At 42.0% G+C, this 16,969-nt stretch carries 9 protein-coding genes and 2 tRNA genes; 10 read left to right on the forward strand and 1 reads right to left on the reverse strand.

The annotated features are described in order from the left end of the window. The 6 genes from murC (at position 1) to tuf (ending at position 7,377) form a co-directional block, all read left to right on the forward strand. Positions 1-1,512, forward strand: a complete 1,512-nt coding sequence (gene murC / locus HXT25_RS04720; RefSeq protein ID WP_422118732.1) for a UDP-N-acetylmuramate--L-alanine ligase — start codon at positions 1-3, stop codon at positions 1,510-1,512. 64 nt (positions 1,513-1,576) lie between these two features. Further along, positions 1,577-2,710 (forward strand): cell division protein FtsQ/DivIB, encoded by a 1,134-nt coding sequence (locus tag HXT25_RS04725; RefSeq protein WP_004122291.1) that lies wholly within the window; start codon positions 1,577-1,579, stop codon positions 2,708-2,710. Between the two features lie 279 nt (positions 2,711-2,989). Beyond that, a complete protein-coding gene (gene rpsL, locus HXT25_RS04730; protein ID WP_003813881.1) occupies positions 2,990-3,361 on the forward strand; it encodes a 30S ribosomal protein S12 in 372 nt (123 codons plus the stop codon). A gap of 3 nt (positions 3,362-3,364) precedes the next feature. Further along, positions 3,365-3,835, forward strand: a complete 471-nt coding sequence (rpsG, locus tag HXT25_RS04735; RefSeq protein WP_004112309.1) for a 30S ribosomal protein S7 — start codon at positions 3,365-3,367, stop codon at positions 3,833-3,835. A gap of 42 nt (positions 3,836-3,877) precedes the next feature. Beyond that, positions 3,878-6,007, forward strand: a complete 2,130-nt coding sequence (gene fusA, locus HXT25_RS04740; RefSeq protein ID WP_004112311.1) for an elongation factor G — start codon at positions 3,878-3,880, stop codon at positions 6,005-6,007. A 170-nt stretch (positions 6,008-6,177) separates the two neighbouring features. Then, positions 6,178-7,377 (forward strand): elongation factor Tu, encoded by a 1,200-nt coding sequence (gene tuf / locus HXT25_RS04745; protein ID WP_004112314.1) that lies wholly within the window; start codon positions 6,178-6,180, stop codon positions 7,375-7,377. 792 nt (positions 7,378-8,169) lie between these two features. Here the strand turns inward: tuf and HXT25_RS04750 are convergent. Further along, positions 8,170-8,243 (reverse strand) — tRNA-Lys (locus HXT25_RS04750). Positions 8,244-8,680: 437 nt separating this feature from the next. On the opposite strand from HXT25_RS04750, the gene HXT25_RS04755 reads away from it, so the two are divergent. The 4 genes from HXT25_RS04755 (at position 8,681) to HXT25_RS04770 (ending at position 16,761) form a co-directional block, all read left to right on the forward strand. Continuing rightward, positions 8,681-14,704 carry a S8 family serine peptidase gene (locus tag HXT25_RS04755; RefSeq protein WP_422118733.1) on the forward strand — a complete coding sequence of 2,008 codons (6,024 nt, stop codon included), beginning with the start codon at positions 8,681-8,683 and terminating at the stop codon, positions 14,702-14,704. A 152-nt stretch (positions 14,705-14,856) separates the two neighbouring features. After that, positions 14,857-16,212, forward strand: a complete 1,356-nt coding sequence (gene xseA / locus HXT25_RS04760) for an exodeoxyribonuclease VII large subunit (protein ID WP_050543325.1) — start codon at positions 14,857-14,859, stop codon at positions 16,210-16,212. Positions 16,213-16,327: 115 nt separating this feature from the next. After that, positions 16,328-16,639 carry an exodeoxyribonuclease VII small subunit gene (locus HXT25_RS04765; protein WP_422118734.1) on the forward strand — a complete coding sequence of 104 codons (312 nt, stop codon included), beginning with the start codon at positions 16,328-16,330 and terminating at the stop codon, positions 16,637-16,639. Between the two features lie 49 nt (positions 16,640-16,688). After that, positions 16,689-16,761 (forward strand) — tRNA-Arg (locus tag HXT25_RS04770). The last annotated feature ends 208 nt before the right edge of the window (positions 16,762-16,969 follow it).

The following is a 16,969-nucleotide window of genomic DNA, read 5'->3' on the forward strand; positions in this document are numbered from 1 at the left end:
ATGAATATTAATATGAATCCTATGCGCTCAGCATTTGAAGCAGACCAGACTATATCTTCGTTAGGCTCTGTTCACTTTATTGGAATAGGCGGAGCTGGAATGAGCGTTTTGGCAGAAATGTTACACGAAGAAGGGGTAGAAGTAAGTGGATGTGATTGTCAAGAAAATGACCACACAAGACGCTTAGAAGAACTTGGGATAAATGTAAAAATAGGTCAAAGTGCAGGTCATGTAAAAAATTCCGATATTCTTGTGTATTCTAGTGCGATTAAGCCGAGTAATCCTGAAATTATTGCTGCTTATCAAAATGGTGTGAAACTTGTACACAGAAGTGATATCTTATCCTTGCTTTTAAGTGCTAAAAGGGGAGTAACTGTTGCTGGAGCGCATGGCAAAACTACAACAAGCTCACTTTTAGCACATATTTTGCGAGTTTGTGGTAAAGGTGATCTAGCAGACCCGAGTTATGCGATTGGCGGATCTATTCAAGCACAAGATGGTGGTGAAATAGACGGAGGCCATGCTGGCAGCGGAATCGTTATGGTTGCGGAGGCGGATGAATCCGACGGCAGCTTTGAAAAATATAATCCGTATATTGCAATTGTTACAAATGTTGAAGCGGATCATTTGGATCATTATGGAAATGCGCAAAATTATCGCTCGGCTTTTGTTGAACATTTAAGCCATGCTCTTGGGCATATTGTGATTTGTGCAGATGATGATGGTGCTCGTGCCGTTTTAGATGCTTTAAGCGATGATTCTCTTAAAAAAACAATCGTTTACGCAAGTAATAAAGATAATGTTTCTTTGTTGAATGATCGAGTGAAAAGTTTTGTAAAATTTGCTTTTATTGAGCATGAAAGTGAAAAAACGGGTAGCGGAAGTGAATCGTTTGTTATTGAATTTAATGGCGATTTTATAGACGTTAATCTTATAATTCCAGGATTGCATAATGCTAGGAACGCATGTGCTGCTATTATTGCTGCGATGCTTTTAGGCATGAGCTCTAAAGATGCGGCAGATGGTGCTTCTAGTTTCCGTGGGGCTTCTAGGCGATTCGATATCCGTGGGTGTGTTAATGGAGTAACGGTTGTAGACGATTACGCGCATCATCCTACGGAAATAGATGCTCTTTTGCGCGCTGCAAGAAGAAGATATCCGAATGCTAGTATTCGTGTTCTTTTCCAGCCGCACCTGTTTTCTAGAACTCGCTCTTTTGCGCACGAATTTGCATCTGCATTATCTCTTGCAGATGACGTGATCGTCACTGGAATTTTCCCAGCTAGAGAAAAACAGGAAGATTTCCCAGATATTCACGCGTCAACTATTGTTGATGTAGCTAGGAAAGATGATATTACGTCTAATATCGAGGCAGTGGAAGATATGCGTGAAGGTGCTCTAAAATTGGCTAATCGAGCAAAAAATGGCGATGTGCTGTTTACTGTTGGAGCAGGAAGTATCACAGCTATGACATCTGTTATGCTTGAAGCATTGAGTTCCAAAAGTTTGTGAGTTTATAAGAGTTTATAAAACTTTAAAGCAGATAAAAGTCGTAAGCTGATTTAAGAGGTAGTGTATGGGGCGTGTGATTTTTAGCAAGTCTGAAGGTCGTACTGTATCTAGTACGACTGGAAACGATGCGGAAAATCGTAACCTGATTTCTAAAAAATCATTGCGCAAAAAAGGTAGAACAGCAAAATCGAATTTAACTACATCTGATAGTTCTATTGAGTTTGTTACATCTTCCGTGCCTACAACTGCATCTAAATCTTCTGCGTCTTCTGTAACTGCAGAGTTTTCTGTATCGGGTGAATCTACAAAAAATAATGCTTCTAAAAACACTTTTGTAGATGCTAGGAGACTTTCTGTAGTTGATTTTGTAAAACAGACTTTGCGTTCAACCGCTGGACCATTGGGTATTGTTTCTAGGCCTAAAGTTATAGATTTCAGTGCTAGAGAAAAAGAAAAAAAGTTCGCTAGTTTACGTACGATTCTGTTGAGATTACTCTATAGTTTTCTGATAATTGCATCTATAACATTGCTATGTTGGGTTCTATTCTTTTCTCCTATATTTAGACTTAAGTCTGAAAATATTAGTATTCTTGGCTCTAACGAATGGGTTAGTGAGCAAAAAATTTCGTCTATTGCATCTAATCAGGTAAATAAATCGCTGTTTTTAGTGTCATCTCAAGAAATAATTGAGCAACTTAATAACATACCTGGTGTTACAGAAGCTAAGGTTTCAAAAAAATTCCCTCAAGGATTGCAAATAACGGTTAGGGCGCAAAAGCCTGCTGCGATGCTTAAATCTCACGGTAGTGAAAAATTAACAGCTGTTGACGTTAAAGGTAGAGTTCTTAATGCAGTTGAAAATGTTCCTACTACAGGCATTCCAGTTATTGAAGTTACAGACGTTCACAAGAGTTTGAGCAGTAAGGCTGTACGTGAGGCGTTGAAAATTGTAAGTTCTTTGTCTGAAGATTTTCGTTCACATGTAACGCGAGTTAGTGCCAGAACTCAGGATTCTGTTGAAACTGAGATTTCTTCCACTGTTTCTAATGTAGAAATTCATCGTGTAATTGTTTGGGGTGATTCTTCAGATTTAGATCTTAAAAAGGCGATTGTAGACGTGATTATCAATGATCCTAGCAAAATTGGAAACAGGCAACGTCTTGATGTTTCTGCTCCCGCGAGACCTATTTTAAAGTAGTTCGTTTAAGCGGATCTTATTTAAGCGTATTTTAATTGTCAAGCAAGGATGTATAATAGTAATTCGTGTGTGCCAACGGTGCGCCTTATGTTATAGGTGTTCTCGTTGGGATATCCCAAGTGCCAAGGATAGCGCGCAGTAATGCGTGGCTGGAGGCACGAGGGCCATCGGGCCGGTGGACTGTGGCTTTTACTCTTTTAACCGATTCATGGTTTAAGGTGTGCTGCAGTGTGGCGGTTTTCACCAAATAGAAGATAACAATGAATCGGAGAACTTAAGTTGCCTACGATTGAACAACTCGTCCGTAAGGGACGTCAGGCCAAGCCTAAGAAGTCAAAGACTTTGGCCTTGAAAGGTAGCCCGTTGCGTCGTGGCGTGTGCACTCGTGTGTACACCACCACTCCTAAGAAGCCAAACTCTGCGCTTCGTAAGGTTGCTCGTGTGCGCCTCAGCTCGGGTATTGAAGTAACCGCCTATATTCCAGGCGAAGGTCATAACTTGCAGGAGCACTCCATTGTGCTCGTGCGCGGTGGCCGTGTGAAGGATCTCCCAGGTGTGCGTTACCACATCGTGCGTGGTGCTCTCGATACCCAGGGTGTTAAGGACCGCAAGCAGGGTCGTTCCCTGTATGGAGCAAAGAAGGCGAAGTAAAACATGTCACGTAAAGGACCTGCAAAAAAGCATCAGCTGCTTCCTGATCCAATCTACGGCTCGACCGTCGTGGCTCAGTTGATTAACAAAATTCTTCTCGATGGCAAGAAGTCCATCGCAGAAAACATCGTCTACACTGCTCTTGAGCAGGTGAAGGCAAAGACCGAGCAGGAGCCAGTTTCTGTTTTGAAGCGCGCTCTCGATAACATTCGTCCAAGCCTTGAGGTTCGTTCCCGCCGCGTCGGTGGTGCAACCTACCAGGTGCCAGTCGAAGTTAAGCCTGCTCGTGCAAACACTTTGTCCTTGCGCTGGCTTACCGACTTCTCCCGCCTTCGTCGTGAGAAGACTATGGCTGAGCGTTTGGCTAACGAAATTCTCGATGCCTCCAATGGCTTGGGTGCTTCTGTAAAGCGCCGCGAGGATACCCACAAGATGGCAGAAGCAAACAAGGCTTTTGCTCACTATCGCTGGTAATCCACAAGATAATCGGTATCTTAAAGAGCTAAGGATAATAATATGGCACAAGATGTGCTTAACGACCTGAATATGGTTCGTAACATCGGCATCATGGCGCACATCGATGCTGGTAAGACTACTACCACCGAGCGTATTCTTTACTACACTGGTAAGAATTACAAGATCGGTGAAACTCACGATGGCGCATCCACCATGGACTTCATGGCACAGGAGCAGGAACGCGGTATTACTATTCAGTCTGCTGCAACCACTTGCTTCTGGCAGCGTCAGACTCATGACACTGACGATCGCTACCAGATCAACATCATCGATACACCAGGACACGTTGACTTTACCGCAGAGGTTGAGCGTTCTTTGCGTGTTCTTGACGGTGCTGTTGCAGTGTTTGATGGTAAGGAAGGCGTGGAGCCTCAGTCTGAAACCGTTTGGCGTCAGGCTGATAAGTATAGCGTTCCACGTATTTGCTTCATCAACAAGATGGATAAGTTGGGCGCAGACTTCTACTATTCTGTTAAGACCATTAAGGAAAAGCTTGGCGCTAAGCCACTCGTTATTCAGCTTCCAATCGGTGCTGAAAACGACTTCCTTGGTGTTGTTGACTTGATTCGTATGAAGGCTTACGTCTGGAATGACGTTAAGGACGATATGGGTGCCCACTACGACACCGTTGACATTCCTGCAGACTTGCAGGAGCGTGCAGAAGAATATCGTGCCGAGCTTATGGATCAGGTTGCAGAAGCTGACGAAGAGTTGCTTGAGAAGTACCTCGAATCTGGAGAGCTTTCTGAAGAAGAAATGCGCGCGGGTATTCGCAAGCTTACTATTGCTCGCGAAGCCTTCCCAGTAACTTGCGGTTCTGCATTCAAGGATAAGGGCGTTCAGCCAATGCTGGATGCTGTTGTTGACTTCCTTCCAAGCCCAGAAGATGTTCCATCTATTAAGGGCTTTGATCCAAGCGACGAATCTGTTGAAATTGATCGTAAGCCAGTAAACACCGATCCATTTGCAGCTTTGGTGTTCAAGATTTCAACCCATCCATTCTATGGAAAGCTTGTGTTCGTGCGCGTGTATTCTGGTGAAGTTAAGCCAGGCGATTCTGTGTACGATTCCACCAAGTCCAAGAAGGAACGTGTTGGTAAGATCTTCCAGATGCACGCAGATAAGGAAAATCCTGTAGATTCTGCAGAAGCTGGAAACATTTACACCTTCGTTGGTTTGAAGAATGTCAGCACTGGTGATACTTTGTGCGACGAAAAGAACCCAATTTCTTTGGAATCCATGACCTTCCCAGATCCTGTTATCGAGGTTGCTGTGGAGCCAAAGACGAAGGCAGATCAGGAAAAGATGAGCTTGGCTTTGGCTAAGCTTTCTGATGAGGATCCTACCTTCCAGGTTAAGACCGATGAAGAGTCTGGTCAGACTTTGATTTCTGGTATGGGCGAGCTTCAGCTCGACATTATTGTGGATCGTATGCGCCGCGAGTTCAAGGTCGAAGCGAATGTTGGTAAGCCACAGGTTGCTTATCGTGAAACCATTCGTAAGGCTGTTATGAACCAGGAATACACCCACAAGAAGCAGACTGGTGGTTCTGGTCAGTTCGCAAAGGTTTTGATGAACTTCGAGCCAATCGATCCAGAATCTGGCGAAGTCTATCAGTTCGTTAACGAGGTCACTGGCGGCCACATTACTAAGGAATTCATTCCTTCCATCGACGCAGGTGTGCAGGAAGCTATGGAATCTGGCGTTTTGGCAGGATTCCCAGTGGTTGGCGTTAAAGCAACCGTTACCGACGGTCAGACTCACGACGTTGATTCTTCGGAAATGGCCTTCAAGATTGCAGGTTCCATGTGCTTCAAGGAAGCTGCTCCTAAGGCTCACCCAGTAATCCTCGAGCCAATTATGGCAGTGGAAGTTCGTACTCCAGAAGAGTACATGGGTGACGTTATGGGCGATTTGAACTCCCGTCGTGGAAACATTCAGTCTATGACCGACGCTACTGGCGTTAAGGTTATTGACGCTAAGGTTCCACTGAGCGAGATGTTCGGCTACATTGGTGATCTTCGTTCCAAGACTCAGGGACGTGCAATGTTCACCATGCAGATGGACTCTTACGCGGAAGTTCCAAAGGCTGTTTCGGACGAGATTATTAAAGCCCAGCGCGGCGAGTAAAAGCGCACGCTACTTCGGTGTTTTGTGTCCCTAGTCAACGCTAGAATTTCGTACGTTGACTGGGTTCTGGCACCGAAGTGGCACCTAACCCAGAAACCCAGTAAATATGTAGCGAGAGGCTTCACATAAGGTTGTGAAGCAAACTACGAGACGTCCAGGAGGACAAACACATGGCAAAGGAAAAGTACGAGCGTACTAAGCCGCATGTTAACATTGGTACCATCGGTCACGTTGATCACGGTAAGACTACCTTGACCGCGGCTATTTCTAAGGTGCTGCATGGCGAGTATCCAGATCTGAACCCTCAGTATGACTTCGATCAGATCGACGCCGCTCCAGAAGAGAAGGAGCGCGGCATTACCATTAACATCGCCCACATCGAGTATCAGACGGCTGCACGCCACTATGCTCACGTGGACGCCCCAGGCCACGCTGATTACGTTAAGAACATGATCACTGGTGCCGCTCAGATGGATGGCGCAATCCTCGTGGTTGCTGCTACCGACGGTCCAATGGCTCAGACCCGTGAACACGTCTTGCTTGCTAAGCAGGTCGGCGTTCCAAAAATTCTTGTTGCTTTGAACAAGTGCGATATGGTTGACGACGAAGAGCTTATCGATCTCGTTGAAGAAGAGGTTCGTGACCTCCTCGAAGAAAACGGCTTCGATCGCGATTGCCCAGTCATCCGTACTTCCGCTTACGGCGCTTTGCATGATGACGCTCCAGACCACGACAAGTGGGTAGAGACCGTCAAGGAACTCATGAAGGCTGTTGACGAGTACATCCCAACCCCAACTCACGATCTTGACAAGCCATTCTTGATGCCAATCGAAGATGTGTTCACCATCTCCGGTCGTGGTACCGTTGTCACCGGTCGTGTTGAGCGTGGTAAGCTCCCAATCAACACCCCAGTTGAGATTGTTGGTTTGCGCGATACCCAGACCACCACCGTCACCTCTATCGAGACCTTCCACAAGCAGATGGATGAGGCAGAGGCTGGCGATAACACTGGTCTTCTTCTCCGCGGTATCAACCGTACCGACGTTGAGCGTGGTCAGGTTGTGGCTGCTCCAGGTTCTGTGACTCCACACACCAAGTTCGAAGGCGAAGTTTACGTCTTGACCAAGGACGAAGGTGGCCGTCACTCGCCATTCTTCTCCAACTACCGTCCACAGTTCTACTTCCGTACCACCGATGTTACTGGCGTTATCACCTTGCCAGACGGCATCGAAATGGTTCAGCCAGGCGATCACGCAACCTTCACTGTTGAGTTGATCCAGGCTATCGCAATGGAAGAGGGCTTGACCTTCGCAGTTCGTGAAGGTGGCCGTACCGTTGGTTCTGGTCGTGTGACCAAGATTCTTGCCTAGTATTTTTTCTAACTGAAGATATTAGTTAAGTCTTAGAAAAGACCCCATGAGGAAAATCGTGGGGTCTTTTTGTATTTTCTGTTGAAGAATTACACATAGATCGTTTTGTGTTGTTTGGTGTGTTGTTTGGCGTTGTTTAGCGTGTTTTGAATTTTTACTTTTTTATAGTTATCACAAAAATTATCACAACATTGTTTTTTTTTTAAATGTTATTGTGTAAATGGCGAAAGTGTGTCTGAGAGTCAGTCTTTTGTTGGAATATTGGGGTTATAGGCCAAAAAGTGTGTAATAAATCATGTCTCACGCATTGCAATACAAGGGTTTTGCGGTAATCAAATCTGTTTTCTGCACATTCGCCACCCGGACAAAAAGTGTGTAAAAAATCAGTTCATAACCCTTATAGCAGTACGGCTCGCGGCATATAGAATGTGGGTTATTTCTTATGTTCTTTGGTGTTCGAAACATGTATTAGCTGAATATTTAACAATAAATCGTCAAACGCTGTTACTGTCGCAGATTACGTACTGCACTAGTAACATATGACCCTTACTTTCTCAGTTGGCTGACTGAGTTATTAACAGTGTCGTGCCTATTACCGTTATTTTCTCAGTTCGTTAACTGAGTTATTAACGGTGTGTGTACTGTGGCTTATACGCCAGAAGATTAATCAGCTTAGCTTTACACACTTTTTGGCCTATAGCCCCTTTTTGGCCTATAGCCCATAAATCATATGTGAATAATGAAAAATCTAAATACGAAAAAACCCAAGCCGCAAAGCTTGGGTTTTGTTTGTGCCCCCTCAGGGATTCGAACCCTGGACACGCTGATTAAGAGTCAGCTGCTCTAACCAACTGAGCTAAAGGGGCGTTGGTCATTTCTTGAGCCGAGTAATAACTATACTCAGAATCGATTTATTTGCAAGTTACGGCGTGTCGTGTTTTGTTATTAGTGCTATAACACTTTTTGGTTTCACATTTTATATTTCGGAAAAATTTCGATAAGAAGTTTATCTAAAGTAACATATGTTTATAAATATAAGCAATATTTATAAAAAATAGTAACAAAAAACGAGTTTTGAATCTTTTGTGTGAACAACATGTTAATTTATAGTTGTATAATCAACGCAATTCTGAAAAATTTTCTCTTTAGAAATGGCTATATTTAGCCGTTCTTTGTGGGTTGATTCGTATTTTTTAACTGTTTATGCATAAAAATTTACATATTTATGTTTTTTTTTTATTTTCCTCAATGCTAGGCTTGTGAAAAATATTTTATAAGTATTTCATTGAAGGAGAGCGTATTTATGAAGTTCAAAAGAGCATCATATTTAACTCGCTTAGCTGCATTAGGAGTTGCTACAGCAACCCTTATCGTGCCGCTTTCCGGATTAACTACAGCATACGCAGAAACTGTATCAAACGTAAATGTTAATAAAAAATCTGATAAAACCACAATTTCTGGTGCAAATAAATTGCTCAGCAAAGCTGCTGATTCAGGTCATGTGCCTACAGAAGCAGAAATTAAAAGAGCTATTAAAGATTTTGCTGAAAATAAAAAGAATGAAGGTACGGAAGAATCTTATAAAGGTTCATTGCTTGAAAAAGCTATAGAAGATTATAAAAAAGCGTATAAAAACGAATTTGACTTTAATTCTAAAGAAGAAGTAAATGTTGTAGTTACTCTTAAAGGTAAAGGTGGCATTGGAAAAAGTATTGCTTCAGAACGTAAGAATCAACAAAATAAACTTCTCCCTCAATGGTGCAAAAAATATAAGATGAAGGTTCGCCGTCAGCTTGGATACTTGGTGAATGCATTTGAGGTAACCATGCCTCAGAATATGGTATTAGAACTTAGAAAAGAGCCTGAAATTGAATCTGCTCACAAAGCACGTAAATTCCGGACAATGGAAAACAATGCACGTGTTTTACAAGGTGTAGGTGAGGCTTTTAAAAAGTATAAGCTTGATGGCACTGGTATGCTAGTTTCAATTATTGATACCGGTATTGATATGAATCAGCCAGATATGAAGCTCGATGAATCTGCAAAAGCTCATATGAAAATGAAGCCTAAGCCTGGTTTTACAGATAAAGTTCCTGACGGCTATAATTTTGCAGATCAAAACGATAATGTTAGAGATGATATTAGTGAAGAACAGCATGGCATGCATGTAGCTGGTATTGTGGCTGCTAATGGAGATGAGACAGGTAAACCAGCAGACAAGAATTGGCGTGTAGATGGTGTTGCTCCAAACGCACAGCTACTTGCTATGAAAGTGTTCTCGAATGAGGCTAGCAGAGCTGGCGGTGCTGATGATGCTGATATTGCTGCTGCTGTTGAAAAATCCGTTGAGCTTGGTGCGGATATTATAAACATGTCGCTTGGTTCTATCAACGGCTTTAGTGGAGCCTCAAATATTACAGGTTTGGCATTAAAGAAAGCTAGAGCTGTTGGTGTGCTTCCAGTTATTTCTGCCGGTAATTCAGGTTTGAATTTTTCGTCTAATGGTGAAATAGATGATGTTTTTGGAAAGTTAGATGATGCGACTCTTGGCACGCCTTCTGCATTCCCTGAAGCTTTCAGTGTTGCTTCTGTTGAAAATTCAGTTATGACAGAGAAAAAAGCAACTTATAAAGTAGATGGTTCTAGTAAAGGTACAGATATACTTTATAGGTTGGCTACAGGCAAACCTGATGGTCAAGAGCGTGAAGTCGTTTCTGTAGGATATGGAAGATCATACGATGATGATTCAGATGATCCTGATATAGATGAGTACGATAGCGTAAATGTTCACGGTAAATATGTATTAGTTGAGCGCGGTAAAATCAATTTTGCTACAAAATTCAAGCATGCTTTTGAAGCTGGTGCCGCAGGTATACTTGTTTACAATAATGATAAAGGTACAGAACAATTCCTTGGTATGGCTGGTATTGAAGGATTTGGCAAAAAATTTGGAGTGTCGATTAGGCGTACTGACGCTTTAAAAATGCTCGATGATCTTAAGCAAAATAAGAAAGTTAAGATTTCTTTCAGCAATGATTATGTAAGCGCTCCAAATCCTGATAGCATGCATCCTTCAGGATTCTCTTCGTGGGGTTCAACGCCAGAGCTCGACTTTAAGCCTAATATCGCTGGTATCGGTGGTAACGTATTTTCTACTCAGAACGGTAAAGGCAATTATGTAAACATGTCGGGTACCTCTATGGCTGCTCCAAATGTTTCAGGTCTTTCTGCACTTATGGTGCAATATTATAAGAATCGTTTTCCTTCTATTAGTAGAGTAGAACGCGCAAAGAGAGCAACTCAAGCGTTGATGAATACTGCGAAGATTCTTACTGATGATGGTAAAGATACGGGCGTTCCGTATGTTCCTCGTCAAATCGGTGCTGGCTTGGCACAGGTTGACAAAGCTATGGATACAAATGTTATTGCTACTGTTAACGGTGAATCTTATGTTCCTCTTCGTGAAGTTAATGGTGAAAGAACTATTAAAGTAGATTTGCACAATTACGGAAGCAAAGATTTAACTTTCAACGTTCCAACTCAACAAGTATTAAATGAATCAAACGAAGCTAATAAAAATACTGTTACAAATATAAGTAAGAATGAGGATTTGACTCCTCAAAATTGCAATGGCAGTATTTTAGTAAAAGCTAATAGTGTTGCAACAGTTGAATTTAAGCTTAAGCCAAACACTAGTAGGAATCACTATATTGAGGGTTATATTCGATTTGAATCAAAAGATTCTAATCAACCAAACATCTCAGTTCCATATCTAGGTTTCGTTGGAGATTGGAATAAAGAGCCAATTCTTGTTGATCCTAGTAAGGAGTATTCTTCAGATATTAAAGCAAGTACAACTCTTGTTTCTGCGGTAAGTAATACTAATAAAGTAAAGGTGAATCGTGAGGGTGAAGCTACTAAATTAGGTTCATTCTCTCCTAACAAAGATAAGCTTTTAGACACTATCATTCCATCTGTAATGATGTTCCGTAGTGCTGAAGAAGTCAGATATTCTATATATGACAGTAAGGGCAACCTTGTTAAAGATTTAGGTTATGACAATTATCTTAGCCGTAGTGATTACAGGAGCCTTAAAGGAAATGCTCATGGTAATGAGAGTTCTACTGGTGAATGGGATGGTAGTGAATACGATCCTAAAACCGGTAAAGAGGTAATTGCTCCTGATGGAATATATACGTACAAGGTTACAGCAAAATTGTCTAAGAATTCTGATCGTTCACAAACCTACACTATGAAGGTTGGTCTTGATACCAAAGCTCCTAAGATTAAGGTTTCTGACCGTGACTCTAATGGTGATGTGATTATTACTGTCACTGACGATTTGAGCGAAACTTATGTGCCTGATATTCATATAAATGGCAAATGGTCTGCAGTTAGAAATGTAGATAAAACATGCCAGGAAAAAGATGACAAGGGTGCTTGTAAGTTAAACTTTGATCCTTCTAATCCTGCGACAAAGCATACTTATAAAGTTCATATTGGGTCTGATGCTAAATTCCTTTATGTCTCAACTAAGGATTCTGCTGAAAATAAAAGTGGTTATGTTTATAAGATTTTTAAGGATTCTAAGGATTCTAAAGATGTTGTTATAAATGGAGCCTCTAAGCTTGCAAGTAAGACTATGGCCATTAGATTCATGTCTAAATTCGATGGTGACAATAATCTTTATCTTCCTATCGGCGGTTATGCTTCCGATGATGTGAAAGATATTAAAGTTTCGGTTACCTATAAAGATAATGGGAATAAGACTGTAACTGTTGATGATGAGCATAAGAAATTCTTCAAAGATAAGTCAGCTTTTGCCGCCTATGTTCCTCTTGAGAACGGTGTTAATCATATTGTTGTTACAGGTTTAAACAATGAACGTAAGCCAATTGGTAATGATGAAGTTGATGTAACTTTCAATGCTCATGCTCCAAATATAACAGTAACCAATTTGAACAAAAATAATAATCTCGATGTTCTTAAAAACGGTGAGGTTACTATTAAGGGCAAAGTTACTGATGATAAAGGTGACAAGCTTTCGATGCATTTGGATTATGTTAAGACAGCGCAAACTCCTGATGGTGGTGTTTCCGTTGGTAGCGGTTCTTCTTCTGGAGAATTTGTAGATCCTGATGATGTAAAGCTTAATGATGACGGTTCATTCGAAGTTACTATTAAACCTGATGCTACTGCTTATACAGTTACTTTAACTGCATCTGATGGTGCGAATGATTCTTCTAAAGTGTTTGCTTTAGAAGGTCGTACGAAGCCAGTAGATAAGTTTGATAGTGAAGTTCATAGGATATTCAGCAAGGATTATGACTTTGAAATAGATAAGGAATCCGCAAATAAGTTTGAAGGAATTAACACTTATATAATTCAACCAAAATTGAAAGACGGTAAGCCAAATCCTAATATAAGTGGTAATTCCTTTACAGTAACAGGTAAAGTTGGACCTAAGATTTCAAACATAGTGTTCACGCCTTCTGCTGAAATAGTTGACGGTCATATGAAATTGAAAGATCCTATTGTTGCTGTAATTAAAGATGGTCGTTTTTCTGTGACGCTTCCTATGCATGTTGGAATAAATGATTTCCGTATGCAACTTAAAGAAAAAGTTAAGAAAGAAGGGTCAACAGAGGAATTAGAGAGAAGCTTCCTTGATACTAAGGCAAGATTCTACTTTGACGTAAATCCAGCTAAGGCTGTGTTTAACGCACCTATTGTTTACGGTAATACATTGTTCACCAATAAAGATTCTGTGGACTTCAAGGGTTCTATGAGCCAGGATTGCTTTGGGTATTCTCTGTTTATAAACGGAAGTATAGTTAGTGAATTCTTCTCAACAGATGGTGGTGGTGAAAAGGTAAACAAGTCATTGTTTAACAAGAATTTTGCTGTAAAAGATAAGGATATTATTCATGTAGAAGTGAATAATACAACTGCTTCATCTTTGGAAACCTTCATACCTGTAGTTGTTGATAAGAAGGATCCTGAAGTTAATATTGGTGTGGAAAGCAATGAAACTATTAGTGATAATAGATCCATCAAGGTGAAGGTCAAGGATAATAATCTTCAACTTGCAAAAGTATATGTTGATGGAAAAGTTGTCGCTTCTGCTAAAAATAATCTAGTTAAGAAGAATATAGAAGATATTCTTGTAGATTCTGATAATAGTAAAGATAATGCTGCTGTTGTTGCTAGCAAGCCGGGTGAGACTGAATTCAGTCTTGATATTCCAACTGCTGATTTAAATAACGGTAGTCATACTATTAGAGTAGAAGCTGTTGATTACGCGGGTAATATTACGACTAATACGAACGCTGATAGTGATACGGTTTCTAAGGTAATTGTGATTGACAGAAAGAAAGAAAAGAAAGATACGCCTCAAGGTCCATCTGAACATTCTGGCTCTTCTAATACTTCTGTAAATCCACCTGCTGAGTCGACTTCAGCGCCTAAGGCTCCTGAATCAATAGCAGATCTAAAACAATTACTTAAAGGTGATCTTGTAGTTGGTAATCGCTTGAATAACGTTGCTCGTGCTGGTAAGAGCAATCCTGTTGTTATGCTGATTGCTGGAATGAATGATTCTGCTGAATCTGGTTCTGAGTCTCCTAATGCTAAAGTTTCTAGTGATACAAGTGCATTCATTAACCAACTTAAGAAGAATAAGTTAGCTTATGCTTATGCTTACATTTATTCTTCGCCTGTGCTATTGCATGGTAAAGATGGATCTAAGTATGTAACGGTAACGTTAGGTGATGATGGGTTGCCTCGCTTCGACGCTAAGATCCCAGAAGGATATTCAGGTGAGTATACGATTGTTCTTCTTGATGAAAATGGTTCGCAGATTGCATGGACTACTGTGTGGGTTATTCCAGCTAATGCAACTTCATCTGAAGAAACAATTGCAGAATATAATCAGAAATATTCTGAAAATAATTTCGGAAGTGTTTTGGGAAGTTCTTCAGGATTTGGATTTGATTCATATTACGAGAATTATGAATCTTCTAGCAATGCTGCCAATGATTATTTGAGCTCTGGTTACGCAAATGCTAGTGGATCTGCAAATGCAAGCAATGCTGATGCCAACGGTAGCGGAAGTAAGAACGGAAGCGGATCTAAAGCTAATGGTGCTGCCAATTCTGGTGCAAGCAATTCTGCATCTTCAAAGGAAACTAATGCAAGTAGCATGCTTTCAAAGTTAAGTGCAACTGGTGTTGGAACAGTTTCCACTCTGGTTACAGTTACTTTGTTGATGCTAATTAGTGCTTTTGCGTTAATTGCTAGCAGATTGCGGAATCGAAGCATTAAATAATTGAATTTTAGATTCTGAAGTTGAATTTTAGATTCTATGATTCTAAATAATTAAATACTCCTCATGCTTAATCGCATGGGGAGTATTTTATTGTGGGCACTACTGTCGAGAGTTATCGCGTGTTTGTCCCTCTTTGCAGTCAAGCTGTAAACATGACCTCGTCAAATATGATGCCGCAATTATTCCAGGATGATGCTTCGCAAGATATGCCGCAAGATTCGCAGCAGACGATTATGTCGCAGCCGCGCCAAACGTTCGTTCAGTCGCAGTCGCAGCCGCGCCAGCTTCCTCTGAAGGCAGCCGACACGACTGCCGAAAATCCTTGGCCAGTAAGCGTTATAAGCCAAAAGTTCCATGGTGCTGTAGAAAAGTGGCCTGCAGCTTGGGTAGAAGGTCAGATTGTTGAAATCAACATGAGAAGGTCTACGTCTGGCTACATAACGCTCAGAGACAGTAACGAAGACATTTCAATCTCCATAATGGGCTTTAGCAAGTTTGTTCAGCAAGCGAAAGATTTGCGGCAGGGCGATAGAGTAGTTGTTCACGGCAAGGCAGATATTTGGGTAAAAGCAACGCGATTGAGCTTTGTTGCAGACGAAATTAGACGTGTTGGCGCTGGCGACTTAAAAGCGCAAATAGATGAGTTGCGCAAAAAGCTTAAAGGCGAAGGCTTGTTTGACGTGGAGAATAAAGTGCCTCTGCCTGAGTTCCCAAAGTGCATTGGTCTAGTGTGTGCGCCTCAAGCTCGCGCCGAGGGGGATGTTATTACAAACGTCAATTTGCGCTGGCCTGTAACGCGTTTTAAGGTGGTTCACGCGCATGTTCAGGGTGTGCAATGCCCAGCGGACGTAATTGCGGCCATTAAGCAGCTAGACGCAGACCCAGAGGTTGATGTGATTATTGTTGCGCGCGGCGGCGGTAGTTTTGAAGATTTGATTGGTTTTTCGGACGAAGGCGTGGTTCGCGCTACGGCTGCTTGCGTAACTCCGATTGTTTCTGCGATTGGTCACGAAGACGATTGGACGCTGATTGATTTGGCTGCAGATATGCGAGCTTCTACGCCTACAGACGCAGCAAAGCGCGTTGTTCCAGATGTTAACGAGCAATGGCAGTTGATTGATAACGCTTTGCAACACGCGCGTATGAGGATTTCTGCGCGAGTTAGCAACGAGATTCAGCTTATTGAAGGCTACGCGAACCGTCCTAGCCTTACTAGACCGAGCACTATGCTGGAGCCGCATGAGTTGTTTGTGCAGCAGGCCGTTGAACGCATGAGGCATGGTTTGGTGCGGCTGCTTGACGACGCTAGTTTGACTGTTGAAAAGGCGCATGCCAGTATTACGGCTCTTAGTCCGCAATCAACGCTTAATCGAGGTTACGCAGTTGTGCAAATTAGCGGTGGGAAAGTACTCGATGATTCTAGTCGTGTAAAAACTGGCGATGATATAACTGTTACTCTTAAAAGTGGATTGATTACAGCTAGCGTTACTTCTGTAGAAAAGTCGTAAAGTCTAAAGCTGTAAAATCTAAAGTCGTAAAATTGTAAAATCTAAATATCTTAAAAATAAAACACAAAAATCTTAAATAAAAAATCTTAAATAAAAAATTAGAAAAAGGATGATTATGAGCGACGAAACAAAAGATGCAAATGGTGCAAAAGTTGACGCTATTAGCACGCTTAGCAGTGAAGAGCGGGCTGCGATTAACGCAATGCCTTACGAAGAGGCGCGCGAAAAGCTTGTGCAAGCTGTTAAAGCACTTGAGGCTGGCGGTTTGACTTTGGATCAGTCTATGCATCAATGGGAGCTTGGAGAATCGCTAGCAAAGCGTGCGCAGGGTTTGCTTGCATCGGTTCGCGCTAAGTTGGACGCGGCTCAAGCGGAGCAGTCTGCTACGGCTGCAACTGCTGGAACGCAGTCTAATCTTGAATCTTGAGCAGGTTATAGCGTGTAAACCACGCTATAGTGTATAATTGCCATTTGTTGCCTCGGTAGCTCAGTGGATAGAGCACCACTCTCCTAAAGTGGGTGTCGTCAGTTCGATTCTGATCCGGGGCACTTTTTGCTAATGTTAGGGGATAGTGTTAGATTGTTTCTAACTTAAGCGATGATCCGTTATCGGCGGGGAGTTTTCGGAAGAACGGCGAGGATTCGTAAGATCCTCGCTTATTAGAACCGACGGGGTTGGCCCGTATAGCCAAGCACGAGAGGCTGCAAGAGTTGCGTAAGCATCTTGCAGCAAGCGAGGTGGTACCGCGGCAATAAC

Source organism: Gardnerella sp. DNF00476 (genome assembly GCF_049262735.1).
Taxonomy (GTDB): domain Bacteria; phylum Actinomycetota; class Actinomycetes; order Actinomycetales; family Bifidobacteriaceae; genus Bifidobacterium; species Bifidobacterium vaginale.